Genomic DNA, 25,833 nt, shown 5'->3' on the forward strand with positions numbered 1-25,833 from the left:
CATCTCATCCTCCCGAAGCGCCAATGCCTCATTCGCTTCATCGTCTAGCCTTTCGCCGGCGGCGGCACGTCCAATGGGAAACAGCGCCAGTCACGATCCCAAGAAGCACCCCGCCGACGACTTCGATCGGCTCGTGGCCGAGGCGGGCGCGGAGCTGTTGCTGCCGTTTTTTGTATACGGCCTGTTGCGGATCGTCTTCGAGCTTTTTCACCTCTTCGGCAAGCTCGTTCAGGCGCAAGGCGAGTTCGCCCGCCTGGCGCCGCACTCCTTGCGCATCGTACATGACGATCAATCCGAACAGCGCGGCGAGCGCAAAATCAATCGTCCGCATCCCCCGCTCTAACGCGATAAACGTCGCCAACGCCGAAACGCCGGCGGAGTGGGAGCTCGGCATTCCCCCTGTTTCGAAAAACAACCGCCAATTCCACCGGCCTGTCTCAAGCTGTTTGATCGGGATCTTTAAAAACTGTGCCAGCGCGATCGTTGCGAGCGCCGTTTTTAACCCTTTGTTCATCACTCTTCCCTCCTTTGCCGGCCGTGCTTTGCTTATATTTTCACCTAGACCGGCCATACTATCCAAGTGGAGGTGAAAACGATGGCGAAAAACGGCGGCCGCAATCGCGGCACGAAGGCGCCGGGCGTCAACCCGCAAGGCTTCGGCCAAGACGGAACGCTTACTCCGGACCCGAAAAGCAAGCTCGAAAACGCGGCGAAAAAGCTCAACACAAAATAAAGCAGGCTTCCCGGTGCGGAAGCCTGCTTTTTATAGTTATTGCTTCACCTTCGCCAGTTTTTCGCGCAGCACCATTTGCAAAATGCCGCCATGGCGATAGTAATCGATTTCCACTTCACTGTCGAAGCGGACGATCACTTCAAACTCTTTTTTCTCGCCCGTCTCTGGGTTTGTCGCCGTCACTTTGACGAGGTCGCGCGGTTTGACGCTCTCATCGATCTGGACTTCGAACACTTCTTTGCCCGTTAAGCCGAGCGTTTCTGCGTTTTCGCCTTCTTTGAATTGAAGCGGCAAGACGCCCATCAAGACGAGGTTCGAGCGGTGGATGCGCTCAAAGCTTTCGGCGATGACCGTCTTGATGCCGAGCAAGAATGTTCCTTTCGCCGCCCAGTCGCGCGAGCTGCCCATGCCGTAGTCTTTGCCGGCAACGACGACAAGCCCGGTGCCGTCCTGTTTATATTTCATGCACGCGTCATAAATCGACATCACTTCACCCGTCGGCCAGTACGTCGTGTAGCCGCCTTCCGTGCCCGGCGCGATTTGGTTGCGGATGCGGATGTTGGCAAACGTGCCGCGCATCATCACTTCATGGTTGCCGCGCCGCGAACCGTATGAGTTGAAGTCTTTCGGCTCGACGCCTTTCGAAATCAAATATTGGCCTGCCGGCGTGTTTTTCCCGATCGAGCCGGCCGGGGAAATGTGATCGGTCGTGACCGAGTCGCCGAACTTGCCGACGACGCGCAAGCCGGTAAGCGGCTCGACTTTGCGCACATCCGGAGACAGCCCTTCAAAGAACGGCGGATTTTGGATGTACGTCGAGTTTTCGTCCCATTGGTAGAGCGGCTCGTCCGTCGTTTCGATGGCGTTCCAGCGCGGATTGCCGTCGAACACGCGCTCATATTCTTTGCGGAACAGTTCCGGATCGACCGCCCGTTTGACGACGTCTTTCACTTCTTCCATCGACGGCCAAATGTCGCGGAAGTAAACGTCATTGCCGTCTTTTCCTTTGCCGATCGGCTCGTTCAGCAAATCAATATCGACCGTGCCGGCAAGCGCATAGGCGACGACAAGCGGCGGCGACGCCAAATAGTTGCCTTTCACCAGCGGATGGATGCGGCCTTCAAAGTTCCGGTTGCCGGACAGGACGCTTGTGACAAGCAAATCGCTTTCAGCAAGCGCTTTTTCCAGCTCTGGCGCAAGCGGGCCGGAGTTGCCGATACATGTCGTGCATCCGTAGCCGACGACGTTGAACCCAAGCTGCTGGAGATACGGAAGCAAGCCCGAGTCGCGCAAATAGCCGGTGACGACTTTCGAGCCCGGCGCGAGCGACGTTTTGACGTATTTCGGCACCGTGAGGCCGTTTTCCACCGCTTTTTTCGCCACCAAGCCAGCCGCCACAAGGACGTACGGGTTCGACGTATTCGTACAGCTTGTGATCGCCGCGATGACGACGGCACCTGTTTTTAATTTCACTTGTTCGCCGTTCAGCTCGACCGTAATTTCCCGCTCCAAGTCCGCTTCCGTCAAGCCAAAGCCTTGGTTGCCTTGCGGCGCTTTCACCGCGTCGCGGAACGACTGTTTCATTTTCGAGAGCGGAATCAAGTCTTGCGGCCGTTTCGGGCCAGACAAGTTCGTTTCAATTTCCGACAAGTTGATTTCCACAACATCCGTAAACACCGGCTCCGGTGCATCCGGCGTGTAGAACAAACCGTTCGCTTTGCAATACGCTTCGACGACTTGAACGTGATGTTCGTCGCGGCCGGTCAAGCGCAAATAGTCAAGCGCTTCAGCGTCGACCGGGAAGAAGCCGCACGTTGCCCCGTATTCCGGCGCCATGTTGGCAATCGTCGCCCGGTCGGCAAGCGGCAAAGTCGCCACTCCTGGTCCGAAAAATTCAACGAATTTGCCGACGACGCCTTTTTTCCGGAGCACTTGCGTCACCTTAAGCGCCAAGTCGGTGGCCGTCGCTCCGTCCGGCAGCTTGCCTGTCAGGCGGACGCCGATGACTTCCGGCACCGGGAAGTACGACGGTTGGCCGAGCATGCCGGCTTCCGCTTCAATGCCGCCGACTCCCCAACCGAGGACGCCGAGGCCGTTGATCATCGTCGTATGCGAGTCCGTGCCGACAAGCGTATCCGGGAACGCTTCGTACTCGCCGTTCTCCCCTTCGACCGCGTGAACGACGCTTGCCAAATATTCCAAGTTCACTTGGTGGACGATCCCCGTTGCCGGCGGAACGGCACGATAGTTGTTAAACGCTTTTTGCGCCCATTTCAAAAACTTGTACCGTTCGGCGTTCCGTTTGAATTCCAAATCCATGTTGTACTCCAGCGCATCGTCTGACCCGTAGCGGTCGACTTGCACCGAGTGGTCGATGACGAGATCGACCGGAATTTCCGGGTTGATTTCGTACGGATCGCCTCCCAAATCGGCCATCGCTTTGCGCATCGAAGCCAAATCGACGACAGCCGGCACGCCGGTGAAGTCTTGCAAAATGACGCGCGACGGCTTAAACGGCACGTCGATGTCTTTCATTTCCGGCGTTCCCCATTTCGCCAAGTTTTCGACGTGCTCTTTCGTGATGACGCGGCCGTCGACTTGGCGGAGCACCGATTCAAGCAATACTTTGATCGAGTACGGCAGGCGGCTCACCTGGCCGATGCCCGCTTCTTCAAGCGCTTGCAAACGGTAATAATTGTATTTTTTACCGTTGACTTCGAATGAAGAGCGGGCGTTGAACACATCTTGTTTCGCCATATGTATAACCCCCTTCACTTCATAATAATACTATACTATTTTTTCGCACAAAAGTCGAAAAAATAGCATGAATTCTCCCAATCCCCATAAAGTTCGGCACGACTTTATCTTATTATAGAACAGCACAAGTTGTAAATAATGATTTCCATCATTTCGCCATTTTCATGCCTGACAGCGGCTGAAAAGGAATAAGGGGCCCGTTTCGTCGCAAACTAGAAGCGGAGGTGAAACGAATGGCAAAGCGAAAAGCAAACCACGTGATCCCTGGCATGAACGCCGCCAAAGCGCAAGGGATGGGCGCCGGCTACAACGAAGAGTTCTCGAATGAACCACTGACAGAAGCACAGCGCCAAAACAACAAAAAACGAAAAAAGAACCAATAGCGTGGCGGCCGTTCCGCCATCCCGGCTTGCCATAGCCATCAGAAAAGGGAATGTCCGCCGCCGGCATTCCCTTACTCATCTTGGTTGATCTCTGCGACAATTCCTTGCAAATCGTTGCGGAATTTCTCGAGCTGAACGCGCTGCGTTTCGGAAGCGACCTCGAGCGCGTTTTCGATTTGGGCAAACGCCTCATTCACTTCTTGCCGCAAATGGGCTAACTGGTGGCCGTAGTCGGCCTGGTCGCGCACTAAATGGTCGTGCCATTCCTTTGCTTCCATCGTCGCCTTTTGCGCCGCCTGAAACGCATCTTGCTTCGTTTTATGATATACCATGGCTCGTTCCTCCTTTGCGATCATGCCCATTGTTCACTACTTATCGTTTCAAACCGCCGGCAAATTATACACCGAATAAGCGGCAGCCATCGTCGGCATGCTAATCAACAAAAGGAGGGACAAGGCGATGACGAACAAAAACGACGGCAAAGACATGCGCAAAAACGCGCCAAAAGGCGACAACCCCGGGCAGCCGGAACCGCTTGACGGCTCAAAAAAGGTGAAAAACCGCAATCATACGCGGCAAAAGCATAATACAAGCCACGACATGTGAGTGCCTTGGCAACCAGCGGCGCTTGGCGCTTCTTTTTTCCTGCAAAGAGGAAGCCCGCGCCGCTTCTATCGTCCTAAAGACGGCCGGCATGGCGACCCGCACATAAGAAACCATCACGCCTAAAAGTTTACATAACATATTTATTGTTTATTCAAAAACCTATTTCGCCAGTTTCGGACAGCACCTATATACCGTTCACTCTTTCATGCGGTTTCAAGCGGACCAAACCTCGGCTCTTTCACCGCAAGCTGAACGGGAAGCTTTAGGGACCCCTTCTTGCGGCAACAGCGGGGCATGTGCAGACCGTGATCGTTGTTGGTTCCGCCCTAACCAGCCCTAAACGAAGCGTCCCCCTCACTCGACAGCTATGGCCGTCTTCTCTCCCATCGCGGCAGCTGTCATCAAACCGAGGCCCGCTTTGGTGATGTTTTTTGTCAGGACCGAAAAAAAGAGGCCCCATTCGGCCCCGTTTACTTTGCAAAGACGTGATGTCCGATGCGAATCGTCACCGGACGCGACAGCATCCATTTGTCTTTCGTGATTTTCGGATTATAGAAATAAAGCGAACCACGGCGGTCGTTTGGGAAGAGAGCAAGCGCCTTGTCCACCGCCTCGTAATCTTGCTTCGTCGGTTGAATGCGGGTCAATTTTCCTGTTTTGACCGGCACAAACGCATAGCCCGATTTTGTTTTTTGATAAATGACGCCGCGCACTGTCTTCGGAAACTCTGGATGCTTCGTGCGGTTGAAAACGACGAGCGCCACCTCCACTTTGCCGGCAAACGGCTCGCTCGAACCGGTCTCCGCCTGCACCAATTGAGCGAGCAGCTTCCGGTCGGCGGCGCTCAATGAAACCCCCTTTTTGTTTGCGGACGCTGTCGTTGTCGTTTTCGCTGCAGCCGGCACTTTCAACTTCTCACCAATATAAATCATGTCGCTTTTTAACCGATTTAACGACTTTAGCGTCGTAACAGTTGTATGATATTGTTTGGCGATCCTTGACAACGTATCGCCTTTTTTCACTTGATAGTATGTATACGAGCCCGCGGCTTCCGCCGATGGCGCCTGCCAGCCGAATGCCATGCAACAAGCGGCAGCGAGCGCGACAATCGTTTTTTTCATTCCTTCGATCCCTCCCGACCACAGTATTTCGACCTGCTTTGTTTGTCTACTAGATTAGCAGGCAACAAGAAGAATGTCACTGTCTATCATTTCCATTGACGCCGACTGCCATCACCCGAGCGCTTGATGTTCTAAGACGAGACAGGCTTTTTTACAGTTGCATTACAGTTGCGTTACGATTGATGACAGACTAGAACAGCTGCTTTCCGCCCGTCTTTCAGGCTCTGAGAGCGGCGGGTCGAAACTTGCCAAACCGTGCGCTTTTCGACATAATAATAGACGAGCTTGTATGAACCGCTTGGCTGCCAGCAACGGCCTGGCGGCAAACTACCGATGATCGTTGAGGTGGGCATCGTGCTGACCGGATGGTTTCTTTGGTTTATTTTGTTTTGGGTCGTCTTTTTGCTTGTCATGATGTCGATCGGCGGCTTTTTTATGTTCCGCAAGTTTTTAAAACGTTTGCCGAAGGAAGACGGAAAATCGGAGCTTGACTGGCAGGAGTATTACATCGAACAGACGCGCCATTTATGGGGAGAGGAAGAAAAGGCATTGCTTGAGGAGCTCGTCCGCCCTGTGCCGGAGCTGTTCCGCGATGTGGCACGGCAAAAGATCGCCGGCAAAATCGGCGAGCTTGCCTTGAAGGAACAAGCCCCCCGCATCACGCGCGATTTGCTCATCCGCGGCTATATTATCGCTACGCCAAAGCGCGACCATAAGTTTTTAATCCGGACGTTGCAAGCGAAAAACATCGATCTTGCCCCGTATCAACATTTGCTGGAAAGCCGCTGACCGTCCCGCCCTTTAAGCCGGATGTCAGCGGCTTTCGTCCGTTTTGGCCACGCAACTCCTCCGGCGTGGCAGAAAGGTGTTAGGCGGCAATAAACTAAAAAAATGGCCAAAACCATTGGCCTCCTGCAAAAGGCAAAGTACACCGCCATGAAGCTGTTTGGTGCGTATGTAGTATAGTGAAAGAGGGTGTCCCGTTGCTTTTGGGACACCCTCCTTGATCTTCCCGGAAACCTCCCGCTTCAACATGGCACATACAAGCGGGGAGAACGTCAAGTGAGCACCGGAGGCTTCAGCTGCGCCGCCAACTTTTTATACGACACATACATGGCGATCCGCCACGGGACGATCATGGAAAAAGCGAGCAAATAAAACATGCCGCTTAGTTGGCCATAGTCGATCGTCCGCCCTAAATATGTCTTCAAACCGAAGCGGATGGCGATCAAGCCGAGCAAAATCCAAATAAACGCCTTTGAGCGCTTTAAGTAAATGTCGTGGCCGCGAACTTCGAATTTCGACGTTTTAATGAGAAATAATGAGAAAAACATGCCGAGTATCACCGCTTCAACGAGCTCTCCGCGCGTAACGCGGAACACCGGATCGATGAACATGAGCGCCCCGGTGCTCATAAACAGCGGCGGCAAAAGAATTTTTTTCGCGTTCGTCGGCTTTTCCGCTGCTTTCATGCGCACAAAAAAGACGAAAAACGTCATCACAATGGCGATGAGCGATGTAACAAGCGCCAAAGCCATCACCTTCTTCCCGCAAAATTCATAGGCAACGCTATTATTATAGCAAAAACTCCTCCACTTGCCTATCATCCCCCCTTCAAACGCTCCGTCGGCGCCAGGCTGTCTATAAAAGGCGGGCGACCGCCTCGAGCACGCGGCTTTCCTCAAACGGTTTGACAATAAAGTCGGCGGCGCCCGCTTCAATCGCCTCGACGACCATGCGTTGCTGCCCTAGCGCTGAGCAAATAATGATTTTCGCTCCCGGGTCGATTTCCTTGATCGCCCGCACCGCTTCGATTCCGTTCATGACCGGCATAGTAATATCCATGATGACTAGCTCCGGGCGCAGCCGGCGGTACAGTTCGACCGCTTCTTTGCCGTTTTCCGCCTCACCGGCTACCGTATGGTCCGCTTTTTGCAATATGCGCGCCAACGTCACCCTCATAAACTTCGCATCATCCACAACCAAAATGGCAGCCATCTTTCCATCGTCCCCCCGAACGGTTTTATATTCGCAGCGGCCGTCCAAAAAGCCGCTTCATTCCCGCTAGAAGCCGGTAAATCCACCGAATAGGCTTGTCGTGTAGGCAATGATTTTCGTCATCCAGTCAAAATAAAGGACGACCCCCATCGCCATCATGACATATCCGCCCGCTTTCATAATGGACGCACTATGGCGGCGAATCCATTGCAGTTTGCCGATAAAAAACGACAAAATGAAAAACGGGACAGCAAAACCGAGCGTATAGGCGAGCATATACATCATCCCTGAGCCCGGATTGGCCGCCGCGAGAGCGATCACCGCCACTAAAATCGGCCCCATGCACGGCGTCCAACCGGCAGCGAACGCCATTCCAATCAGCACCGAGCCGGCATAGCCCGACGGCCGCTCACGAAACGAAATGCGCCGGTCTTTTAACAAAAAGGCCGGCTTCCACAGCCCGGCGACAACGAGGCCGAAAGCGACGATCACAACGGCGCCGATTTGGCGGATTGCATCTTGATAGTCGGCAAACAGCCGGCCAAGAAACGACGTGCCGAAGCCGAGCGAAATGAAAATGAGCGAAAACCCGAGCAAAAAACAGAGCGTATGCCATAAACTGCGGCGATTCAGCATCGCATTTTCCTCTTTCAGCTCGCCGACCGACACCCCGGTAATATAGGACAAAAACGCCGGGTAAAGCGGCAGACAGCACGGGGAAATAAACGACAAAAACCCGGCGCCAAACGCTAAAAATATATTCAAATCATTCATCGCTAAATCAGCCCCTACCTCATTTTTTACTTTTATTTTAGCAAAAATCCGTTCTTCCGTAACGTGTTTCTCATTTTCCCTGGTCAATTTTTCTATTTTCCCTTTTTGCGTTCATTGGTAAAATAGTATAAAATACAATACACGACATTGATGAAAAGGACGGTTTATTCGTGCCGAAACGTAATCTCTTAACCTTGATCGAACAAAAACGGATGGAACTTGTCGACACCGTAGCAAAGACGGGATTAAACTCCGCAGCGGCGATGAAAGTGAGCAGGGAGCTCGACACGCTGCTGAACGCCTATCAGCGCGAGCAAGTGAAACAACGAAAACAAAGCGCCTCCCGCTAAGCGGGAAAAGGCGCTTTTTTCTTTACGCACGGACGTCGACCAGCCCGTTTTGCAGCAAGTACATTTGATAGTATAGCCCTTTTTGTGCCAACAGCTGCTGATGCGTACCGCGTTCAACAATTTCACCGCGGTGGAGGACAAAAATTTGGTCGGCGTCTTGAATCGTCGACAGACGATGGGCGATGGCAATCGTCGTCCGCCCTTTCCGCATTTGCGCCAATGCTTCTTGAATCGCTTCTTCCGTTTCCGTATCAATATGGGCGGTCGCTTCATCAAGCAGCAATATTTTCGGATCGGCCGCGATCGTGCGGGCGAATGAAAGAAGTTGGCGCTGTCCGCTTGATAACGTCGCCCCCCGCTCAGCAAGCACATGATCGTACCCGCCTGGCAATTGTTCAATAAATGCATCGGCCTGCACGAGGCGGGCGGCGGCCTCAAGCTCTTCGTCGCCTAATTGCTCGTTATACATGCGAATGTTCTCTCTCACCGTCCCGTAAAACAAAAACGGATCTTGCAAGACGAGACCGAGCGAGCGGCGCAGCTCGGCGCGCGAATAATCGCGGATCGACCGGCCGTCAAGCAAAATATCGCCGCGGTCAAATTCATAAAACCGCATAAGCAAATTGATGATCGAGCTTTTGCCGCTGCCCGTATGGCCGACAAACGCCACCGTCTGTCCCGGACGGATCGTAAATGACAGCCGTTTTAGCACATCGCGCTTGCCATCATATGAAAAGCTGACATCGCGGAACTCAATTTCCCCGCGTTCCACCGCATACGGCGCTTGTTCCGGATTGAACGGCGCCTCTTCATCATGGTCAAGGAGCGCAAAGACGCGGGAGGCGGAAACGATCGCTTGCTGGTAGAGCGACAATCGCATCATCATTTGCGTCACCGGCTCAAAAAAGCGTTCCAAATAGTTGACAAACGCGTACAGCACCCCGATCTCGACCGGACTCTCAAGCGCCGAAACGCCAAAAAAGCTGAGCACGACCATGATCGCCAACATGTAGATAACATCGATCGCCGGCCGAAGCAATAGTCCGTCAAGGCGAATGTTTTTCATTCCCGCTTCGTAATGCGCCTCATTCACAGCGGCAAACTCTTGGTACAAGCGGTGCTGCTGGCGGAACGCTTGAATGATGGCCATCCCTTGCAGCGACTCATTCAATTTGGCGTTCAGCTCGCTCAGCCGTTCGCGCATCTGTTGGTAAAACACCGAACTGTAGCGGCGGTACGTTTTCATAATGAATCCGATGGCCGGGATAATGAACAGACAAAACAGTGCAAGCCGAACGTTGAGCGAAAACATGGCGATAAAAACACCAATGACAAACAAACCGTTTTGTACAAACACCGCTAAAACGCTAATAAACATGTCTTTGATGGCTTCCGTGTCATTCGTCACCCGCGAGACAATGCTTCCGCCCGGCGTCCGGTCAAAGTAGCTCATCCCGAGCCGATGCACTTTGGAAAAGACGTCCATCCGCAACGCTTGGATAATGTATAAGGCGAGCCGCTGAAACCCGACAAGCTGGAAATACCAAATGACCGTTTTCCCGACGAGCACGCCGAGATAGGCGGCAGCTAGCGCCGTCACCGGTCCCGGAGCGAGGCGGTTCGGCATCAAATAATCGTCGATAAACACTTTCACCAAATACGGGCCGGCCAGCTCCCCCGCGGTCGCCAGCAGAAGGAGCGCGAAGGCGAGCGCGGCCTCTTTTTTGTATCGCCCCATATACGCGAGCAGCCGCCAGAGGACGCGCCGCTGCTCTTTGGCCGTCAATGTTTGTTCGTTCATACGCCCCCTCCTATCCGTCGTCATTCCACAAGCGCCTCAAGCTGTTGGCGCCGGTACATCTCACGATACCAGCCGTCTTCAGCCATTAAGTCTTCGTGCGTCCCCGCTTGGATGACGCGGCCTCCATCGAGGACGAGAATCCAATCAGCGTGCTCGACCGCGCTTAAACGATGAGCAGCTATGATCGTCGTTTTCCCGCGCCGCTCCTGCTTTAACGCCGTTAAAATCCGCTCTTCCGTTTTCGCATCGACCGCCGACAGCGCATCGTCTAAAATGAGCAGCTCCGCGTCGATCAGCAGCGCGCGAGCGATCGACAGCCGCTGCTTTTGCCCGCCGGACAGCGAGACGCCGCGCTCACCGATGACCGTCTCGTAGCCGTCCGGGAACTGAAGAATATCCTCGTGAATGTCAGCCAGCTTTGCTGCGTTGACGATTTCCTCCTCGCTCGCCTCCGGCTTGGCAAAGGCGATGTTATTGCGGACAGAGGCAGAAAAAAGAAAATGATCTTGCGGCACATAGCCGATCGCCATCCGCAAGGCAGAAAGCGTATAGCGGCGAATGTCGCGGCCGTCGAAACGAATGTCGCCGTCATAGTTGTCAAACTCGCGCAACAACAGGCGCAGCAGCGTCGTTTTCCCGGCTCCGGTTTTGCCGACGACGCCGAGCGTCGCCCCGCGTTCAAGCCGGAAGCGGACATCGACAAGCGCCGGTTTTGCCTCGCCCGGGTAGGCGAACTGGCGGATGTCATATTCGATGCTCCCTCGCGGCGGGACGGCAAGCGCGCCCGGCATTTCCTTGATCTCGTCGTCTTCAGCGAGCAGCGCCCGCACCCGGTCATATGAAGCGCGCCCGCGCTCGACAATGTTAAACAGCCAGCCAAACGCCAGCATCGGCCAAATGAGCAAGCCAAGGTACGTCGTAAACGACACGAGTTCGCCGATCGTCAACTCGCCGCCAACGACCATCTGACTGCCGAACGCAACAGCAAGAAAAAACGACAGCCCGACAAGCAGCCCGATCGTCGGATCGAAGAGCGCATCAATTTTGGCCACCGCAATGTTTTTCGCTGTGACGTCTTCCGATTGGCGGCGGAACGCTTCCACATCCTTTTCTTCATAGCCGAACGCTTTGATGACGCGGATGCCGCTCATGCTTTCTTGCACTTTATCATTCAGCGACGAAAACGCTTCTTGCGCCGTTAAAAACCGCCGGTGGAGCATCGTCCCATAGCGGCTTGTCGCTATGGCCATCACCGGCAGCGGAAGCAAGCTGACCAACGTCAGCTTCCAGCTGATCGAAAACGCCATCGTCGCCAGCACAAACCCGCCGAGCATCACCGAATCAACGAGCGTTAAAATGCCGCTTCCAGCCGTTTGCTGGATCGCCTGCAAATCGTTGGTGGCATGGGCCATTAAATCGCCGATCCGCTTCCGCTGGTAAAACGCCGGCGCCATTTTCGTAAAATGGGCGTACAGCTCGTTGCGCAGCTGGCGGGCGAGCTTGACAGATGAGCCGAAAATGCAAATGCGCCAAGCGTAGCGGAGCACATAGAGCGCTCCGGCGATGACAGCGAGCGCGGCCATCCAACGAATGAGCACTTCTTTCGTCATCGTGCCGTTTTGCATATGGTCAACTAAAATGCCGATCACTTTCGGCGGGATCGTTTCCAAAAAGGCAACGATCACAAGCAATAGAACACCGGTGATATACGCCTTTTTCTCTTGGCGAAAAAACCAGAACAAATCACGGAACACGCTCATGCAGTCCGCTCCCCCCTTCGTTCAGCTAACGGACAATCGCCATATTATTGTAACAAAACTAGAAAAATTTTGAAATAACATTTTTCCAAAATAAAAAGACACTCTCAATCGAGTGTCCGTTTCGCTTATTTCAGCTGGTTGTTCATCATTTTCATCATTTGATTGATTTTCTTTTGCGACGGGGTCATGCCCATTTGCATCATCATCATGCGGATCATTTGTTCATTGATCGGCGGATTTTTCTTCAAATAATTGATCATCGTTTTGCGGGCGATGAAAAACCCGAGCGCCACACCGGCGATCAGCGCCAGCACACCAACGAGAATCGTGTCCCACATACAGCGATTTTCCTCCTTCTTGTTGTCTCCCTAACAGTGTACTAAACGATGTGCCATTAGACAATATTTCACGGCAAAAATCTTCACGTTACGCGAATTTTCTTCCTTGCGCCGGCGCAGACAGCCAATAGTAGTCGGCAAAATCAGCAGCGACCGCCAAAAACGACGGCGCTAGGTTGGCGAGCGCCCGGCCGATGTCGGCAGCCAACGGCGCGCTGTCACAGACAAGAAGCAGGCGGCGCTTTTGCACGACAAGCAGCGCTTCCTCACCGTCGTCATTTTGCAAAATGAACATGTTGCGCTCTAAATTTTTGCCGACACGCCCGATAAAATATTGCTTTAACCCTAACTCAAGACGCGAAAACGACAACTGTTCGGTAATAAATTCGACTTGCTTGCGGCAAATCGTTTTCAACGGCGCCTTCGCATACTGATGTTCCCGAAGCAATTCGACGACTTTTTCCGTCCGATGGCGGTAGTGCGTCGCCACCTCATCATTTAATAAATATATCCAATAGCGAACCATGCCCCATCCCCCATTTCTGTTCATCTATTTCTATTATAGAAAAGAAAAGGGGAAAAATATGTCTACTAACGGCAATTTTTTTCACTAACATTGTCGATTTTTGTTTACAGGACCAGCCGACACAAATCGATCAAAAAAAAGCCGCCCTTGCGCCGTTGCAAGGGCAGCCTGTTGTCACGGCCGTTTCATTGCTTGCCAAGCAGCGTTTTCACGCGACGGACGACGTTGTCAACGGTAAATCCGTACTCGGCCATGATCGTTTCTCCCGGAGCGGAGGCGCCAAACCGATCGATGGCTAAAATGTCGCCTTCTGCACCGACGTAGCGCTCCCAGCCGAGCGAGGCGCCCATTTCAATGGCCAGCCGCTTCGTCACCGCCGGCGGGATCACTTCATCGCGGTACGCTTTCGGCTGCGCTTCAAAACGATCCCACGATGGCATGCTGACGACGGAAACGTGAATTCCTTCAGCGGCGAGCGCTTCTTGCGCTTTTACCGCCAAGCTGACTTCCGATCCGGTCGCCAAGAGCAGCGCCTCGGGAGCGCCGTTTTTCGCCGGCGAGACGACGTAGGCGCCTTTTTTCACGCCTTCATACGCCAGATCAGCCGTTGTCGAAAGCGTCGGTATGTCTTGGCGCGTCAGAACGAGCGCGGTCGGCTTGTCCGTCGATTCAACTGCCAGCCGCCATGCCGCCGCCGTTTCGTTCGCGTCAGCCGGTCGGATGACTGACAAGTTCGGCATCGCCCTTAAGGAAGCGAGCTGTTCGATCGGCTCGTGCGTCGGGCCGTCCTCGCCGACGGCGATGCTGTCGTGCGTCAACACATACGTGACCGGCAATCCCATGAGCGCTGCTAACCGGATCGCCGGGCGTAAATAGTCAGAGAACACGAAGAACGTGCCGCCGAACACTTTCACCCCACCATGGAGCGCCATGCCGTTTAACGCCGCTCCCATGGCAAATTCACGCACCCCAAACCAAATGTTGCGCCCTTCATAACTGCCCGGCAGGAAATTGCCGCCGCCTTTGATGAGCGTTTTGTTCGAGCTTGCCAAGTCGGCTGAACCGCCAAACAATTGCGGCACCGCTTTGGCGATGGCGTTGATCACTTCCCCGGAAGAGGACCGGGTCGCCAAGCTTTTTCCGGCTTCATACACCGGCAGCGCAGCTTCCCAGCCGTCCGGAAGCTTCCCTTCGATCGCCTGCTTCAGCTGGGCGGCCAGCTCTGGATGCGCCTGCTCGTAAGCAGCCAGCTGTGCGTTCCATTCCGCTTCTTTTTTCGCCCCGGCTTCTTGCACCGTTTCCCGGAAATGGGCATACACTTCTTCCGGCACGTAGAAATCTTCGGCGAACGTCCAGCGGTATGCCTCCTTCGTCAGTTTCGCCTCTTCAGCGCCGAGCGGAGAGCCGTGAACGCCGGATGTGCCCGCTTTTGTCGGCGCGCCGTAACCGATCGTCGTTTTCACTTCAATGAGCGTCGGCCGGTTGAGGTCAGCCCGCGCCTCTTCAAGCGCTTTGGCGATTTCATCAATGTTGTTGCCGTCTTCGACGCGCAAATATTGCCAGCCGTATGCTTGGAAGCGTTGGGCAACGTTTTCTGAGAACGACAAATTCAGTTCCCCGTCTAGGGAGATGTCGTTCGAGTCATACAGGACGATCAAGCGGCCAAGCTGCAAATGGCCAGCGAGTGACGCGGCTTCGCTCGCCACCCCTTCCATTAAATCGCCGTCGCCGCAAATGGCGTACGTATAATGATCGATTATATCAAACCCGTCGCGGTTGTATGTAGCCGCCAAATGCCGTTCGGCCATCGCCATGCCGACTGCCATTGCGATTCCTTGGCCGAGCGGACCAGTCGTCGCTTCCACTCCCGGCGTATGGCCGTATTCCGGATGCCCTGGCGTTTTGCTTCCCCATTGGCGGAACTGCTTCAAGTCGTCCATCGATACGTCGTAGCCGCTTAAATGAAGCAAGCTGTAAAGCAGCATCGACCCGTGTCCCGCTGACAGGACAAACCGGTCGCGGTTAAACCAGTTTGGGTTCGCCGGATTATGGTTCATAAATTTCGTCCAAAGCGTGTACGCCATCGGCGCCGCGCCCATCGGCATGCCGGGGTGCCCGGATTTCGCCTTTTCGATCGCGTCAATCGACAGCGTTCGAATGGTGGTAATCGCTAATTCTTCGATCGAATGCGCCATCGTTTTCCTCCCTTTCATCAACATGGTGTCACTTACTATCATATAGAAAATTGACTTCCTTGTACAACGATATTTTCACTGTCAGAAAAAAACAGGGCGCTCCCGCCCTTCTTGCCCGCCGCTTAATGAAGGCGACGGCGCTGACTTTCCTTCAATTTTTTTGGCGTCACGTCATTGCCGTTCGGGTCGATGACCGTCACCGTATGAAGCATATCGGTCATCGCTTTGCGGAACGCCTGAATGTATTCGCGGCGCAGCTTTGCCTGCTCGATCGTTTCTTCCGCCGACAGGCCGGACGTTTTCGCCTTTTTGGCCAGTTCGTTGATGCGGGCTAATTTTTGTTTCGAAAGCATTGGTTATCTTCTCCCATCTGTCGCATCGCTATTCTGTTTTATCTTATTCGATCGGACAGGCTAATGGCAACGGAGAAACCTTGGCCGTCTTGCGCGGCCTAACGACGTTCCTGTTCGTCCATATACTCTTGATAGCGGCGATGGACAGTCGCTTTGGACGCCGCGTAGCCAAAGCTTCGGAGCGTCGCGGCGATGTCCGCAAACGTCAAGCCGCTCCCGCGCAGGCGGACGATCTCTTCGACCGGAAGCTCGATCCGATCGCGCCCGGCGTTTTCGCCACGGCGCGTTAAGTTCCGCTCCGGACGGTAGCCGCGGGCGATGGCCCGCTGCATGCCGCGCTTAATTTTCGCATTATGTATTTTCCGCTGGTACTCCTCGACGATGGCGATGATCGACAACACCATCTCATCAGCCTCTGACAGCGGCATCTCCCCGCGGTGGCTAGCGCTGTATATTTTCACTCCCCTTTTTTTCAGGCAGTGCAGCACCGCCATGCGCGCATGGCCGCGTCCGAGCCGCGTTTCATCTTGAATGAGCAAGGCGTCGACCGCCCCTTCTTCACAAAGCGCAAGCAGCTCGAGCACCCCGTCACGGTCAGCTTCGTAGCCGCTCGCCTGCTCGGCGATCACTTTAACGACGTCAAAGCCGCACTCTTTGGCTAGCTTCTCCAGTTCGGCGCGCTGCCGTACAAGCGACGTTTCCTGCTCCGTTTTATCCGTGCTGACGCGGCAGTAAATGACCGCCTTCATGGCCAAAGCACATCCCCCCCTTCTTTCTGTTACCGCTTGACAGCCAATGAGCCGTCTTGCTCTGATTTTAACACAGGAATGACGATTTGTTCACCGGCGGTGAGGCGCGCGCTCGGCAAACGATTGACATCGACCACCCAGCGGATAAATTCATCCGGCGACAAGCCGTGCGCCGGCTCATACTGCTTCGCCAACCCCCAAAGCGTATCGCCGGAAGCGACCGTTACCGTCATGTATTCTTTTTTGTCAACCGGGCTGCTGGCATAAACAAACCCCGCCAAAACGAGCGTGAGCAAACATGAAAAAATGAGGTAGTGCAGCAACGTTTTCTTCATCTCCCCCACCCTTTTTTTAGAATATGTGTTCGCTTTTTCTTCATTATAGCCAAGAACGTTTGTTTGCGTCAACAAAAAAATTCGAACTTATGTTTGTTTTTCTATTCCCCCCATGCTATAATGAAAGCAAACGATGTGGCAAGAGGTGTGAAAAGGGATGACGAAACTGTCCAAACGCCAGCAACAAATTTTAGAATTTATCAAACAGGAAGTGAAAACGAAAGGCTATCCCCCGTCAGTAAGGGAAATCGGGGAAGCAGTCGGTTTGGCGTCGAGTTCGACCGTCCACGGCCACCTTGCGCGCCTAGAAAGCAAAGGGTTCATCCGCCGTGACCCGACGAAGCCGCGCGCCATTGAAATTTTGGACAGCGATCTGACGAAAGAAAGAGAAAAAGAGGAGGTCGTTTCCGTGCCGGTGATCGGCAAGGTGACGGCCGGCCAGCCGATCACTGCCGTCGAAAACATCGACGACTATTTCCCGCTGCCGAAACGGCTCGCGGCCGGCGAGGAACAGCTGTTTATGCTTGAAGTGATGGGTGACAGCATGATCGAAGCCGGCATTTTGGACGGCGACTACGTGATCGTCCGCCAGCAGTCGTCGGCCAATAACGGCGACATCGTCGTCGCCATGACGGAGGAAAACGAAGCAACAGTGAAACGGTTTTTCAAAGAAAAAGACCACATCCGCCTGCAGCCGGAAAACGCCCATCTCGAACCGATCATCGTCCGCGACTGCACGATTCTCGGCAAAGTGATCGGCGTCTATCGCCTGATCGACTAAGGGTCCGGCCGGCGCCGCGCGCCATAACAAAAGCTGCCCCGTTTGTCGGGGCAGCTTTTCGATTAGTACAGCTCCATATATTGGTCCAACTCCCATTGATGGACCGTTGTCCGATACATATCCCACTCGATTTCTTTCGCTTCGACGAAATGCTCGAATAAATGTTTGCCGAGCGCTTGGACGATCACCTCGTCCGATTTTAAGTTGTCGAGCGCTTCGATCAGCGTTGCCGGCAAATCGACAATCCCTTCCTCGAGCCGCTCTTCTTTCGTCATGACGTAAATGTTTCGGTCAACCGGCGCTGGAGGAGTGAGCTTGTTGCGAATGCCGTCAAGCCCGGCTGCCAACAGCACAGCCATCGCCAAGTACGGGTTCGCCGCCGGATCGACGCTGCGCACTTCAATGCGCGTGCTCATGCCGCGCGAAGCTGGAATGCGGATAAGCGGGCTGCGGTTGCGCGCCGACCAGGCAACATAACATGGCGCCTCATAGCCCGGAACGAGCCGCTTGTACGAGTTGACCGTCGGGTTGGTCACCGCTGTAAAGTTCGGCGCATGCTTCAGCACGCCGGCGATAAACTGGCGGGCCGTATCGCTCAACTGCAAATCGCCGTTCGGGTCAAAAAAGGCGTTTTCGTTGTTGCGGAACAGCGACAAGTTGCAGTGCATTCCCGAACCGTTAATGCCAAAAATCGGCTTCGGCATAAACGTCGCGTGCAGCCCATGTTTGCGGGCGATCGTTTTAACGACGAGCTTAAACGTTTGAATGTCGTCGCATGCTTTGATGGCATGGGCGTATTTAAAATCGATCTCGTGCTGGCCCGGGGCGACTTCATGGTGCGACGCTTCAATTTCAAAGCCCATCTCCTCAAGCTCAAGCACGATATCGCGCCGGCAGTTTTCCCCTAAGTCGGTCGGCGCCAAGTCGAAGTAGCCGCCGCGGTCGTTCAGTTCCATCGTCGGACGGCCATTTTCATCGAGCTTAAAGAGGAAAAACTCCGGTTCCGCTCCCAAGTTGAACGCCGTAAAGCCGAGCGCTTCCATCTCTTTCAACACGCGCTTTAAATTGTAGCGCGGGCAGCCTTCAAACGGCGTGCCGTCCGCATTGTAAATGTCGCAAATAAAGCGGGCGACTTTTCCTTTTTCCGACGTCCACGGGAAGATGACAAACGTGTCCAAATCCGGATACAAATACATGTCCGATTCTTCGATGCGGACAAACCCCTCGATCGAAGACCCGTCAAACATCATTTTATTATTGAGCGCTTTCTCAAGTTGGCTGATCGGGATTTCGACGTTTTTGATCGTCCCCAAAATATCGGTGAATTGCAGGCGAATGTACTTGACGTTTTCTTCTTTGACGATGCGCATAATGTCTTCGCGCGTATATTTTGCCATGTTGAAACTCCTCCCCGGCTCCGAAATCATTTCCCATCATTAGTGAAAGAAGCGAGCGAGATCTCCTTGGCGAAGCGATGCGCGCTGAAACCGTCCGGCCTGCAGCAGCTCCGTCCGCAAAATCTCGCGCAACTCCTCGTCGGACAGCTTCGGTTTCCCCACTTTTTCGACCTTTTCCGGCTGCTCATGGCGCCCTTCTTGCCGGGCGGCGAAAATTTGCTTGATGCCGGCGAGGTTTACGCCTTGGTCAATCAAGTCTTTAATCTCGAGCAAACGGTCGATGTCGTTGAGTGAAAACAGCCGCCGGTTGCCCTCGGTGCGCGCTGGCGTGACGAGGCCGTGCTCTTCGTAATAGCGGATTTGGCGGGCGGATAGATCCGTCAGCTGCATCACAATCCCAATCGGAAACAATGGCATGGAACGACGAATATGGCTGCTCATGCCAATTCCTCCTCGCTTTTGATACTTTCATTTTACCATAATGTCAAGAAACGAGTCAATCAAGCGTTACATTTTCTCACAAACAAATCAACTGCTGTTCAAGCAAGCGGTGAACGGCTGAACAAACAGCGATTTTCACGTGCGAATACGTCAAGCCGCCTTGAACGTATGCGACATATGGCGGACGCAGCGGCCCATCTGCCGTCAGCTCAATGCTCGCCCCTTGCACGAACGTGCCCGCGGCCATGATCACTTTATCCTCGTAGCCGGGCATCTCGCCTGGGTACGGGGTAAAATGGGCGTTCACCGGGGAAGCCGCTTGAATGGCCTGGCAAAAAGCAACCATTTGCTCCGGGTCGTCAAAACGAACCGACTGTACGAGATCGGTGCGCTTAGCGTCCCATGCCGGCGACGTCTCAAGCCCTATCCGCTCGAGCAGCGCAGCGGTGAACACCGCCCCTTTGAGCGCCTGTCCGACAACGTGCGGAGCAAGGAAAAACCCTTGGTACATATCAGGAAGGCTGTACAGTGACGGGCCGACTTCGGCGCCGATGCCCGGTGAGGTCATCCGGCAGGCGCACGCGTCGACGTATTTTTGCTTTCCGACGATATAGCCGCCCGTTTTCGCCAAGCCCCCTCCTGGGTTTTTGATCAGCGAGCCAGCCATAAGGTCGGCGCCGACATGGCACGGCTCTTTCTCCTCAACAAACTCGCCGTAGCAGTTGTCGACAAACACGACGACGTCGGGCTTGACCGCCTTCACAAAGGCGATCATCTCAGCGATTTCATCGACCGTAAACGACGGGCGTGTCGCATAGCCGCGCGAACGCTGAATGCCGATCATTTTCGTCCGCTCGTTCATCGCCGCGCGCACCGTTGGAAAATCAACGGCCCCGTCCGCCGTAAGCGGCACGCTCCGATAACGAATGCCAAACTCTTTCAGCGAGCCGACGCCGCTGCCGCGGACGCCGACGATCTCCTCGAGCGTATCGTACGGGGCGCCGGTGATGTAAAGCAATTCATCGCCAGGGCGCAACACGCCAAACAGTGCAATGGCGATCGCGTGCGTGCCGGAAATGATTTGCGGGCGGACAAGGCCGGCTTCCGCACCGAATACGTCCGCGTAAATGCGGTCAAGCGTGTCACGGCCCGCATCGTCATAACCGTAGCCGGTCGACGGGATGAAGTGGCCGTCGCTCACTTGATGGCGGCGGAAACTGTCGAGAACGCGATATTGGTTCTCATCGACACGCTCATCGATCAAGCGATGGATCGGCGCAATTTGTGTTTCAACTTCTTCGATGAAAGCAGCGATTGTTTCTCCGTATCTCCACTGTGTCCAAAACATAGATGAACCCTTTCTACCGTTGAAATGATTGCAGCTCCCCGTAGAGCGGGTGCGTCGGCAGCACGTACCCTTGACACTCGTACGTGCCCCCTTGTTCATTATAATGCCATTCATGCAAAATCGTGTCCGTTTTTAACTGGGCGAGCAATTTTCCTTTCCCGCTCGGAATCGACACGTCATAACGGCTCATTTGCTGTTTCACCGCTTCTTCGATAAAGCGGCGGAGCCGGTCGACATCGGCGGCCGAGAGCGCGCTCATCACGATCGCATCGGTTGTCGTCGGGAGAAATTCCGGCGTTTGCCGGTCGCTTTTATTGTAAACGGTGACGGCCGGAATTGAAGAAGCTCCTAGCTCCGCCAAGAGCCGCGATACGGTGCGCTCATGTTCGGCATAATCCGGATGCGACGAATCGACGACATGAAGCAGCAAATCCGCTTCCTTCACTTCTTCAAGCGTTGAGCGAAACGCAGCGACAAGCGTCGTCGGCAAGTCTTGAATGAATCCGACCGTATCGGTGAGAAGCACCGTATACCCGCACGGCAACACGCACTTGCGCGTAAGCGGATCGAGCGTGGCAAACAGCAAGTTTTCTTCCAATGAGTCGGCGGCCGTCAGCCGGTTAAAGAGCGTCGACTTGCCGGCGTTCGTATAGCCGACAAGCGCCACTTGAAAGGCGCGGTTTTTTTGCCGGCGCTCCCGGTACCGCCCGCGATGCTCGGCGATGCGCCGCAGCTCGCCTTTAATGTCGTCGATGCGGCGGCGAATGTGGCGCCGATCCGTTTCAAGCTTCGTCTCCCCCGGACCGCGCGTGCCGATGCCGCCGCCAAGGCGGGATAGCGCCTCCCCTTGGCCGCTCAGGCGCGGCAGCATGTACTCGAGCTGAGCGAGCTCAACTTGCAGCTTTCCTTCTTTCGAACGGGCGCGTTGGGCAAAGATATCTAAAATGAGCTGTGTCCGGTCAATGACTTTCACTTCGCCAAGCATGTTCGTCAAATTGCGGGCCTGGCTTGGCGACAGTTCGCTGTTGAAGACGATGAGATCCGGTTCGAGCTCCTTGACGAGGGCGGCCAGCTCTTCCGTTTTCCCTTTGCCGATATACGTGGCTGGATGCGGCGCTTCGCGTTTTTGCACAAGTTGAGCCGCCACCTCGCCGTTCGCCGTCGCAACGAGCGAAGCAAGCTCTTCCATTGAATAACGAAACCGCTCGTCATCAACACCGGCGAGTTGGCAGCCGACGATGATCGCTTGTTCGCGGCCCATGACATCCCTTCCTTTCTGACGGACCTTTTTGCCTGCTTTCATCATACCAAATCGGCCGCCCTCCTGCTAGTTCGTTCAAAAAATGATTGATTTTCCGCCGTTTTTGCCCCTACAATGATACAAGAACACCGCACGGAAAGGAACAGCGAGAATGACGTGGGAAGTGTTGAGCATCATCGGGACGATTGCTTTTGCCATCAGCGGGGCGATCGTCGCGATGGAAGAAGAGTACGACTTGCTTGGGGTGTACATTTTAGGGATCGTCACCGCCTTTGGCGGCGGGGCGGTGCGCAATTTGTTGATCGGGGTTCCGGTGTCGGCGCTGTGGGAACAAGGTCCGCTTTTTCTCGTCGCCTTAGCTTCAATGACGATGGTCTATTTATTTCCGAAACAAATGCTCCCGCCATGGAAACGATGGGGCAACTTTTTTGACGCCCTCGGGCTGTCAGCGTTTGCCATCCAAGGAGCACTGTATGCCGCAAAAATGGGGCATCCGTTAAGCGCGGTCATCGTCGCGGCGGTGTTGACCGGCAGCGGCGGCGGCATCATCCGCGACGTATTAGCCGGGAGAAAGCCGCTCGTGCTGCGTGCGGAAATTTACGCCGCTTGGGCGATTTTAGCCGGCATCGCCGTCGGCCTGAAATGGGCGGAATCGCCGATTGAGCTGTATGTGCTGTTTGTGGCGGTCGCTTCGTTGCGCGTTTTGTCGTACACGTACGGCTGGAAACTGCCGCGGCGGGCGGCCGGAGAACAGGCGGGCGGGCAATAATGGGCCAAACCGTTGCAATCGGGCAAGAAGTAAACCGGTAGGCACGAAAGCGAAGCGCCGCGCCATGGTTCTTCGCTTTTTTGCCGCTGTATTCGCTAGGCGCTTTGGCCGCTCCGCACTGCCACCGCCACTCCCGCGACAATGAGCGCCCCGCCCGCCCAAAAGGAAGCGTCAAGCCGCTCATGCAAAAACAGCCAGCCAAAGAGCGAGCCGACAAGCGGCTGAAAAAAGAAAAAGAGCGAGCCAATGCCGGCGTCGATCATCTCCATCCCTTTGTTCCACAAGAAAAACGCGCCCGCCGTTGACACGATGCCAAGGTACAACACCCCCATCACGACGGGCGCATTCCATTGAACGGCCGTCAGCCCTGGACGTTCCACCATCAGCATCGGCGTCATGCCGACAAACGCCGCCAAGATGGCGAATGTGGTAATGGAAAGAACGGTCAAGCGAGCCGACGCCATTTTCACCAGCACCGACAACAGCGCCCAAGTGACCGCCGCGCCGACTAACGCCATATTTCCGGCCAACGTCGACTCCCCGCTGCCCCCGAGGCCGACGATGACGATCACTCCCGCTGCCGCCAACAACAACGCCGCAAGCTTCCGCCATGTGAGCGCTTCACCAAGAAGCCAGCGGGCAAATAAAACGACAAACGCCGGTGTTGAAGCCGTAATGAGCGAAGCGGTATGGGCGTTTGACCATTTCGTGCCGACAAATTGCAACGAAATGGAAATGACATAGCCGATGACGCCGATCGCGATGACCATCGCCCAATCGCGTCCGTGCTTTGGAGGGCGCTCGCGTTTCGCTGCCGCGATCGCGGCAAGCACGATCAAGGCGACACCGTAGCGCAGCCAGACGAGCGTCAGCGGCGGTATGTACTCCAACACGTATTTGCTTACGACATACATCCCGCCCCAAATGCCAGCGGCAAGGGATAAATAGAAGGAAGCGAGAAAGGCTTGCTTCATGACATCGATCCCCTTTGCTTTCTTCTTTCTGCTGCTGACACCAAAAGCGAAGCCGTTATTTCCAGAGATGGCAGCCAAACAAGGTTGTTCTCCATCAGCTACACATCGCTTTCTTCCGGAGGAAACACGGGGGCGAGCGAAACCGTCAAATCCGGTTGCCAAAAAGAAACCAACTCATCGCTTGGCCCGAAAACCGCTCGCTGTTGAAATCGTCCATCTTGCCAGCTGAGCACTTCGATCGTTCGATTGCTGGGGTCTACAATCCAATATTCATGCACACCATATTTTTCGTATAAATAGTATTTCTGGTTTCGATCACGCAAGGCGGTGCTTGGTGACAGCACTTCCACAACGAGATCGGGAGCCCCTTTCATTCGCCGATTCCCGATTTGCTCAACCCGACAAACAACTGATAAATCCGGCTGAACAACCGTTTTCGCCATCCGTTCCGGCTCCTCAGGATCAAGCTGAACATCAAACGGGGCAAGAATGACATGACAGCCACGCGCCTGAAAATACAAAGCCAATGCAAGGTGCAGTTGTCCGACCACATACTGGTGCTCAAACGACGGAGACGCCAATAAATAGGGAACACCATCGATCAGTTCCCAATTTCCTTCCCAATTTTCAATGTCGCGATACGTGTAAAACGGCTTCTCCTTCTGCACTGCGCTTCCCCTTTCACTTGCTTTTCTTTCATCTTATCACATCGCTCCAGTTCCGTCTCATATTTTTATTTTCTCGTCATGACAGAAAAAACAGCGGCCGCCACCGCTGTCGAGTGTGTGTCAAACAAATGTTTTTTCCACGCGTTGCTCTTACTCCCGCTCGATGATCGTGGCCGTCGCCATGCCGTGCCCGATGCAAATCGTCAATAACCCATAGCGGCCTTCCCGCCGCTCCAGCTCATGAACGAGCGACGTCATGAGCTTGACGCCGGTGGCGCCGAGCGGATGGCCGAGCGCGATGGCGCCGCCGTTGACATTCACTTTCGCAAGCGGGGCGCCGATTTCTTTTTGCCAGGCGAGCACGACCGGGGCGAACGCTTCGTTAATTTCAATGAGATCGATGTCCTCGATCGCAAGTCCGGCTTTTTTTAGCACTTGTCTTGTCGCCGGAATGACGCCATCAAGCATATACGTCGGGTCGGAGCCGACGACCGTCTGCGCGATGATGCGCGCTTTCGGCTTCAGTCCAAACCGGCGCGCCGCCTCCCGCTCCATCAGCAAAATGGCGGCCGCCCCGTCGCTCATTTGGCTCGCATTGCCGGCGGTGATGACGCCGTCTTCTTGAAACACCGGCTTGAGCGCGGCGAGCGCTTCCGGCGATGTATCGGCCCGCGGCCCTTCATCATCGGTGACAAGGATTTCGCGGCCATCACGGTCAAGCCCTTTGACCGGGACGATTTCGGCGCGAAACTTCCCTTCGCGCATGGCGGCCAAGGCACGCCGATGGCTTTCGTAGGCGTAAGCGTCAAGCTGTTCGCGCGTCAATCCGTATTTGTTGGCGATCCGCTCCGCCGAGACGCCTTGGTGGATGAATTCATACTTTTCATGAAGCGACGGCGGAATCGTCCGCTCATTGCCGTCGCTTAAAATCGGGACTTTCGTCATGCTTTCGACCCCGGCCGCAATGGTGACATCCATATCGCCGGAGCGGATTTCTTGAGCGGCAAAATGGATCGCCTGCTGCCCGGAGCCGCACATCCGATTGATTTGCACGGCCGGCACTTCGATTGGGAATCCAGCCTCCAACGCCGCGAGCCGGCCGATGTTGTATCCTTGCTCGGCGATCGGCGTCACGCAGCCCATGACGATATCTTCTACCTGTCCTTTTTCTATGCCCGCCCGGCGCACGACTTCATCCAACACCGCCGCGGCCAGATGGACCGGATGAACGTCGCGGAAGACGCCGTTCCGCTTGCCGACCGGCGTTCTGACGGCTTCCACAATCACCGCTTCACGCACCATCTTCCCCTCCTTGTTGATGTTGTCAACGCCACTCCTTGACGGCGCAGCTGCACCGTTGTATCCAACGATGCACCGCGGCGCCGCCAAACGAGCCCGTTTCTGTCCACCTCTCC

Annotated in this window: 30 protein-coding genes; 7 read left to right on the plus strand and 23 right to left on the minus strand. The window is 54.8% G+C overall.

What is annotated here, in order from left to right; all coding sequences use genetic code 11:
- Window positions 1–37 precede the first annotated feature (37 nt).
- Window positions 38–514, minus strand: a complete 477-nt coding sequence (locus GS3922_RS09770) for a divergent PAP2 family protein (protein ID WP_063166195.1) — start codon at window positions 512–514, stop codon at window positions 38–40.
- Between the two features lie 81 nt (window positions 515–595).
- Between GS3922_RS09770 and sspL the strand changes: the two genes are divergently transcribed.
- Complete coding sequence (gene sspL / locus GS3922_RS09775) at window positions 596–733, plus strand: small, acid-soluble spore protein L (RefSeq protein WP_020959474.1); 138 nt, start codon at window positions 596–598, stop codon at window positions 731–733.
- A 36-nt stretch (window positions 734–769) separates the two neighbouring features.
- Here sspL and acnA read toward each other — a convergent pair whose 3' ends face one another.
- Window positions 770–3,490, minus strand: a complete 2,721-nt coding sequence (gene acnA, locus GS3922_RS09780) for an aconitate hydratase AcnA (RefSeq protein ID WP_063166196.1) — start codon at window positions 3,488–3,490, stop codon at window positions 770–772.
- 233 nt (window positions 3,491–3,723) lie between these two features.
- Between acnA and sspO the strand changes: the two genes are divergently transcribed.
- Complete coding sequence (sspO, locus tag GS3922_RS09785) at window positions 3,724–3,873, plus strand: small acid-soluble spore protein SspO (RefSeq protein WP_008879509.1); 150 nt, start codon at window positions 3,724–3,726, stop codon at window positions 3,871–3,873.
- Between the two features lie 71 nt (window positions 3,874–3,944).
- On the opposite strand, the gene GS3922_RS09790 is transcribed toward sspO, so the two are convergent.
- Complete coding sequence (locus GS3922_RS09790; RefSeq protein WP_063166197.1) at window positions 3,945–4,205, minus strand: hypothetical protein; 261 nt, start codon at window positions 4,203–4,205, stop codon at window positions 3,945–3,947.
- Between the two features lie 127 nt (window positions 4,206–4,332).
- On the opposite strand from GS3922_RS09790, the gene GS3922_RS09795 reads away from it, so the two are divergent.
- Entirely contained in the window at window positions 4,333–4,479 is a 147-nt protein-coding gene (locus GS3922_RS09795; protein WP_011230843.1) for a small acid-soluble spore protein P, read from the plus strand.
- Window positions 4,480–4,949: 470 nt separating this feature from the next.
- Here the strand turns inward: GS3922_RS09795 and GS3922_RS09800 are convergent, their stop codons facing one another.
- Window positions 4,950–5,600: a cell wall hydrolase gene (locus tag GS3922_RS09800; protein WP_063166198.1), complete on the minus strand. Its 651-nt coding sequence runs from the start codon at window positions 5,598–5,600 to the stop codon at window positions 4,950–4,952.
- A gap of 354 nt (window positions 5,601–5,954) precedes the next feature.
- Between GS3922_RS09800 and GS3922_RS09805 the strand changes: the two genes are divergently transcribed.
- On the plus strand, window positions 5,955–6,389 hold the full coding sequence (locus tag GS3922_RS09805) for a DUF2621 domain-containing protein (RefSeq protein ID WP_033023234.1): 435 nt from the start codon (window positions 5,955–5,957) through the stop codon (window positions 6,387–6,389).
- Between the two features lie 269 nt (window positions 6,390–6,658).
- Here GS3922_RS09805 and GS3922_RS09810 read toward each other — a convergent pair whose 3' ends face one another.
- The 3 genes from GS3922_RS09810 to GS3922_RS09820 all read right to left on the minus strand — a co-directional run bounded on the left by GS3922_RS09810 (window position 6,659) and on the right by GS3922_RS09820 (window position 8,372).
- Complete coding sequence (locus GS3922_RS09810; RefSeq protein WP_409071359.1) at window positions 6,659–7,138, minus strand: CcdC family protein; 480 nt, start codon at window positions 7,136–7,138, stop codon at window positions 6,659–6,661.
- Between the two features lie 103 nt (window positions 7,139–7,241).
- Entirely contained in the window at window positions 7,242–7,598 is a 357-nt protein-coding gene (locus GS3922_RS09815) for a response regulator (RefSeq protein ID WP_063166199.1), read from the minus strand.
- A gap of 66 nt (window positions 7,599–7,664) precedes the next feature.
- Window positions 7,665–8,372, minus strand: a complete 708-nt coding sequence (locus GS3922_RS09820; RefSeq protein ID WP_063167370.1) for a cytochrome c biogenesis protein CcdA — start codon at window positions 8,370–8,372, stop codon at window positions 7,665–7,667.
- A gap of 170 nt (window positions 8,373–8,542) precedes the next feature.
- Between GS3922_RS09820 and GS3922_RS09825 the strand changes: the two genes are divergently transcribed.
- Window positions 8,543–8,722 carry an aspartyl-phosphate phosphatase Spo0E family protein gene (locus tag GS3922_RS09825; RefSeq protein WP_063166200.1) on the plus strand — a complete coding sequence of 60 codons (180 nt, stop codon included), beginning with the start codon at window positions 8,543–8,545 and terminating at the stop codon, window positions 8,720–8,722.
- 22 nt (window positions 8,723–8,744) lie between these two features.
- On the opposite strand, the gene GS3922_RS09830 is transcribed toward GS3922_RS09825, so the two are convergent.
- The 8 genes from GS3922_RS09830 to yneA all read right to left on the minus strand — a co-directional run bounded on the left by GS3922_RS09830 (window position 8,745) and on the right by yneA (window position 16,779).
- On the minus strand, window positions 8,745–10,523 hold the full coding sequence (locus GS3922_RS09830) for an ABC transporter ATP-binding protein (RefSeq protein ID WP_063166201.1): 1,779 nt from the start codon (window positions 10,521–10,523) through the stop codon (window positions 8,745–8,747).
- A 20-nt stretch (window positions 10,524–10,543) separates the two neighbouring features.
- The gene (locus tag GS3922_RS09835; protein ID WP_063166202.1) at window positions 10,544–12,283 is read right to left on the minus strand and encodes an ABC transporter transmembrane domain-containing protein; all 1,740 of its coding nucleotides are present in this window, start codon (window positions 12,281–12,283) and stop codon (window positions 10,544–10,546) included.
- Window positions 12,284–12,408: 125 nt separating this feature from the next.
- Window positions 12,409–12,621 (minus strand): YneF family protein, encoded by a 213-nt coding sequence (locus tag GS3922_RS09840; RefSeq protein WP_063166203.1) that lies wholly within the window; start codon window positions 12,619–12,621, stop codon window positions 12,409–12,411.
- An 88-nt stretch (window positions 12,622–12,709) separates the two neighbouring features.
- Window positions 12,710–13,147 carry a sporulation inhibitor of replication protein SirA gene (gene sirA, locus GS3922_RS09845; protein ID WP_063166204.1) on the minus strand — a complete coding sequence of 146 codons (438 nt, stop codon included), beginning with the start codon at window positions 13,145–13,147 and terminating at the stop codon, window positions 12,710–12,712.
- A gap of 185 nt (window positions 13,148–13,332) precedes the next feature.
- Complete coding sequence (tkt, locus tag GS3922_RS09850; RefSeq protein WP_063167371.1) at window positions 13,333–15,342, minus strand: transketolase; 2,010 nt, start codon at window positions 15,340–15,342, stop codon at window positions 13,333–13,335.
- Window positions 15,343–15,464: 122 nt separating this feature from the next.
- Window positions 15,465–15,695: a DUF896 domain-containing protein gene (locus tag GS3922_RS09855; protein WP_063166205.1), complete on the minus strand. Its 231-nt coding sequence runs from the start codon at window positions 15,693–15,695 to the stop codon at window positions 15,465–15,467.
- 98 nt (window positions 15,696–15,793) lie between these two features.
- Complete coding sequence (locus GS3922_RS09860; protein WP_063167372.1) at window positions 15,794–16,444, minus strand: YneB family resolvase-like protein; 651 nt, start codon at window positions 16,442–16,444, stop codon at window positions 15,794–15,796.
- A 29-nt stretch (window positions 16,445–16,473) separates the two neighbouring features.
- The gene (gene yneA, locus GS3922_RS09865) at window positions 16,474–16,779 is read right to left on the minus strand and encodes a cell division suppressor protein YneA (protein WP_063167373.1); all 306 of its coding nucleotides are present in this window, start codon (window positions 16,777–16,779) and stop codon (window positions 16,474–16,476) included.
- 157 nt (window positions 16,780–16,936) lie between these two features.
- Here yneA and lexA point away from each other — a divergent pair, with 157 nt between their 5' ends.
- Window positions 16,937–17,560: a transcriptional repressor LexA gene (lexA, locus tag GS3922_RS09870; protein WP_063166206.1), complete on the plus strand. Its 624-nt coding sequence runs from the start codon at window positions 16,937–16,939 to the stop codon at window positions 17,558–17,560.
- Window positions 17,561–17,622: 62 nt separating this feature from the next.
- On the opposite strand, the gene glnA is transcribed toward lexA, so the two are convergent.
- The 4 genes from glnA to hflX all read right to left on the minus strand — a co-directional run bounded on the left by glnA (window position 17,623) and on the right by hflX (window position 22,007).
- A complete protein-coding gene (gene glnA, locus GS3922_RS09875; RefSeq protein ID WP_033010129.1) occupies window positions 17,623–18,957 on the minus strand; it encodes a type I glutamate--ammonia ligase in 1,335 nt (444 codons plus the stop codon).
- Window positions 18,958–18,996: 39 nt separating this feature from the next.
- Window positions 18,997–19,398, minus strand: a complete 402-nt coding sequence (locus GS3922_RS09880; RefSeq protein WP_033010130.1) for a MerR family transcriptional regulator — start codon at window positions 19,396–19,398, stop codon at window positions 18,997–18,999.
- Between the two features lie 76 nt (window positions 19,399–19,474).
- A complete protein-coding gene (locus GS3922_RS09885) occupies window positions 19,475–20,746 on the minus strand; it encodes a methionine gamma-lyase family protein (RefSeq protein WP_063166207.1) in 1,272 nt (423 codons plus the stop codon).
- Between the two features lie 13 nt (window positions 20,747–20,759).
- Window positions 20,760–22,007, minus strand: coding sequence for a GTPase HflX (hflX, locus tag GS3922_RS09890; RefSeq protein WP_063167374.1), 1,248 nt, complete (start codon window positions 22,005–22,007; stop codon window positions 20,760–20,762).
- Between the two features lie 151 nt (window positions 22,008–22,158).
- Between hflX and GS3922_RS09895 the strand changes: the two genes are divergently transcribed.
- A complete protein-coding gene (locus tag GS3922_RS09895) occupies window positions 22,159–22,776 on the plus strand; it encodes a trimeric intracellular cation channel family protein (RefSeq protein ID WP_063166208.1) in 618 nt (205 codons plus the stop codon).
- Between the two features lie 95 nt (window positions 22,777–22,871).
- Here the strand turns inward: GS3922_RS09895 and GS3922_RS09900 are convergent, their stop codons facing one another.
- The 4 genes from GS3922_RS09900 to GS3922_RS18355 all read right to left on the minus strand — a co-directional run bounded on the left by GS3922_RS09900 (window position 22,872) and on the right by GS3922_RS18355 (window position 25,827).
- Window positions 22,872–23,750 carry a DMT family transporter gene (locus GS3922_RS09900; protein WP_063166209.1) on the minus strand — a complete coding sequence of 293 codons (879 nt, stop codon included), beginning with the start codon at window positions 23,748–23,750 and terminating at the stop codon, window positions 22,872–22,874.
- A gap of 98 nt (window positions 23,751–23,848) precedes the next feature.
- Complete coding sequence (locus tag GS3922_RS09905; protein ID WP_062898541.1) at window positions 23,849–24,418, minus strand: Uma2 family endonuclease; 570 nt, start codon at window positions 24,416–24,418, stop codon at window positions 23,849–23,851.
- A 150-nt stretch (window positions 24,419–24,568) separates the two neighbouring features.
- Window positions 24,569–25,720 carry a thiolase family protein gene (locus GS3922_RS09910; protein WP_172796410.1) on the minus strand — a complete coding sequence of 384 codons (1,152 nt, stop codon included), beginning with the start codon at window positions 25,718–25,720 and terminating at the stop codon, window positions 24,569–24,571.
- Entirely contained in the window at window positions 25,702–25,827 is a 126-nt protein-coding gene (locus tag GS3922_RS18355; protein ID WP_257722305.1) for a hypothetical protein, read from the minus strand. Before GS3922_RS18355 ends, GS3922_RS09910 begins: the two co-directional genes overlap by 19 nt.
- Window positions 25,828–25,833 lie beyond the last annotated feature (6 nt).

This window comes from Geobacillus subterraneus, assembly GCF_001618685.1.
In the GTDB taxonomy this organism is placed as follows: domain Bacteria; phylum Bacillota; class Bacilli; order Bacillales; family Anoxybacillaceae; genus Geobacillus; species Geobacillus subterraneus.

Coding starts and splice junctions, on each gene's coding strand:
- GS3922_RS09840 (WP_063166203.1), bottom strand. CDS start 12,621: ATGTGGGACACGATTCTCGTTGGTGTGCTGGCGCTGATCGCCGGTGTG.
- GS3922_RS09835 (WP_063166202.1), bottom strand. CDS start 12,283: ATGAGCGTGTTCCGTGATTTGTTCTGGTTTTTTCGCCAAGAGAAAAAG.
- GS3922_RS09790 (WP_063166197.1), bottom strand. CDS start 4,205: ATGGTATATCATAAAACGAAGCAAGATGCGTTTCAGGCGGCGCAAAAG.
- GS3922_RS09885 (WP_063166207.1), bottom strand. CDS start 20,746: ATGTTTTGGACACAGTGGAGATACGGAGAAACAATCGCTGCTTTCATC.
- GS3922_RS09855 (WP_063166205.1), bottom strand. CDS start 15,695: ATGCTTTCGAAACAAAAATTAGCCCGCATCAACGAACTGGCCAAAAAG.
- GS3922_RS09820 (WP_063167370.1), bottom strand. CDS start 8,372: ATGAATGATTTGAATATATTTTTAGCGTTTGGCGCCGGGTTTTTGTCG.
- GS3922_RS09795 (WP_011230843.1), top strand. CDS start 4,333: ATGACGAACAAAAACGACGGCAAAGACATGCGCAAAAACGCGCCAAAA.
- GS3922_RS09830 (WP_063166201.1), bottom strand. CDS start 10,523: ATGAACGAACAAACATTGACGGCCAAAGAGCAGCGGCGCGTCCTCTGG.
- GS3922_RS09895 (WP_063166208.1), top strand. CDS start 22,159: ATGACGTGGGAAGTGTTGAGCATCATCGGGACGATTGCTTTTGCCATC.
- glnA (WP_033010129.1), bottom strand. CDS start 18,957: ATGGCAAAATATACGCGCGAAGACATTATGCGCATCGTCAAAGAAGAA.
- GS3922_RS09860 (WP_063167372.1), bottom strand. CDS start 16,444: ATGAAGGCGGTCATTTACTGCCGCGTCAGCACGGATAAAACGGAGCAG.
- acnA (WP_063166196.1), bottom strand. CDS start 3,490: ATGGCGAAACAAGATGTGTTCAACGCCCGCTCTTCATTCGAAGTCAAC.
- GS3922_RS09900 (WP_063166209.1), bottom strand. CDS start 23,750: ATGAAGCAAGCCTTTCTCGCTTCCTTCTATTTATCCCTTGCCGCTGGC.
- sspL (WP_020959474.1), top strand. CDS start 596: ATGGCGAAAAACGGCGGCCGCAATCGCGGCACGAAGGCGCCGGGCGTC.
- tkt (WP_063167371.1), bottom strand. CDS start 15,342: ATGGCGCATTCGATCGAAGAATTAGCGATTACCACCATTCGAACGCTG.
- GS3922_RS09815 (WP_063166199.1), bottom strand. CDS start 7,598: ATGGCTGCCATTTTGGTTGTGGATGATGCGAAGTTTATGAGGGTGACG.
- lexA (WP_063166206.1), top strand. CDS start 16,937: ATGACGAAACTGTCCAAACGCCAGCAACAAATTTTAGAATTTATCAAA.
- GS3922_RS09880 (WP_033010130.1), bottom strand. CDS start 19,398: ATGAGCAGCCATATTCGTCGTTCCATGCCATTGTTTCCGATTGGGATT.
- sirA (WP_063166204.1), bottom strand. CDS start 13,147: ATGGTTCGCTATTGGATATATTTATTAAATGATGAGGTGGCGACGCAC.
- hflX (WP_063167374.1), bottom strand. CDS start 22,007: ATGGGCCGCGAACAAGCGATCATCGTCGGCTGCCAACTCGCCGGTGTT.
- sspO (WP_008879509.1), top strand. CDS start 3,724: ATGGCAAAGCGAAAAGCAAACCACGTGATCCCTGGCATGAACGCCGCC.
- GS3922_RS09800 (WP_063166198.1), bottom strand. CDS start 5,600: ATGAAAAAAACGATTGTCGCGCTCGCTGCCGCTTGTTGCATGGCATTC.
- yneA (WP_063167373.1), bottom strand. CDS start 16,779: ATGAAGAAAACGTTGCTGCACTACCTCATTTTTTCATGTTTGCTCACG.
- GS3922_RS09910 (WP_172796410.1), bottom strand. CDS start 25,720: ATGGTGCGTGAAGCGGTGATTGTGGAAGCCGTCAGAACGCCGGTCGGC.
- GS3922_RS09770 (WP_063166195.1), bottom strand. CDS start 514: ATGAACAAAGGGTTAAAAACGGCGCTCGCAACGATCGCGCTGGCACAG.
- GS3922_RS09810 (WP_409071359.1), bottom strand. CDS start 7,138: ATGGCTTTGGCGCTTGTTACATCGCTCATCGCCATTGTGATGACGTTT.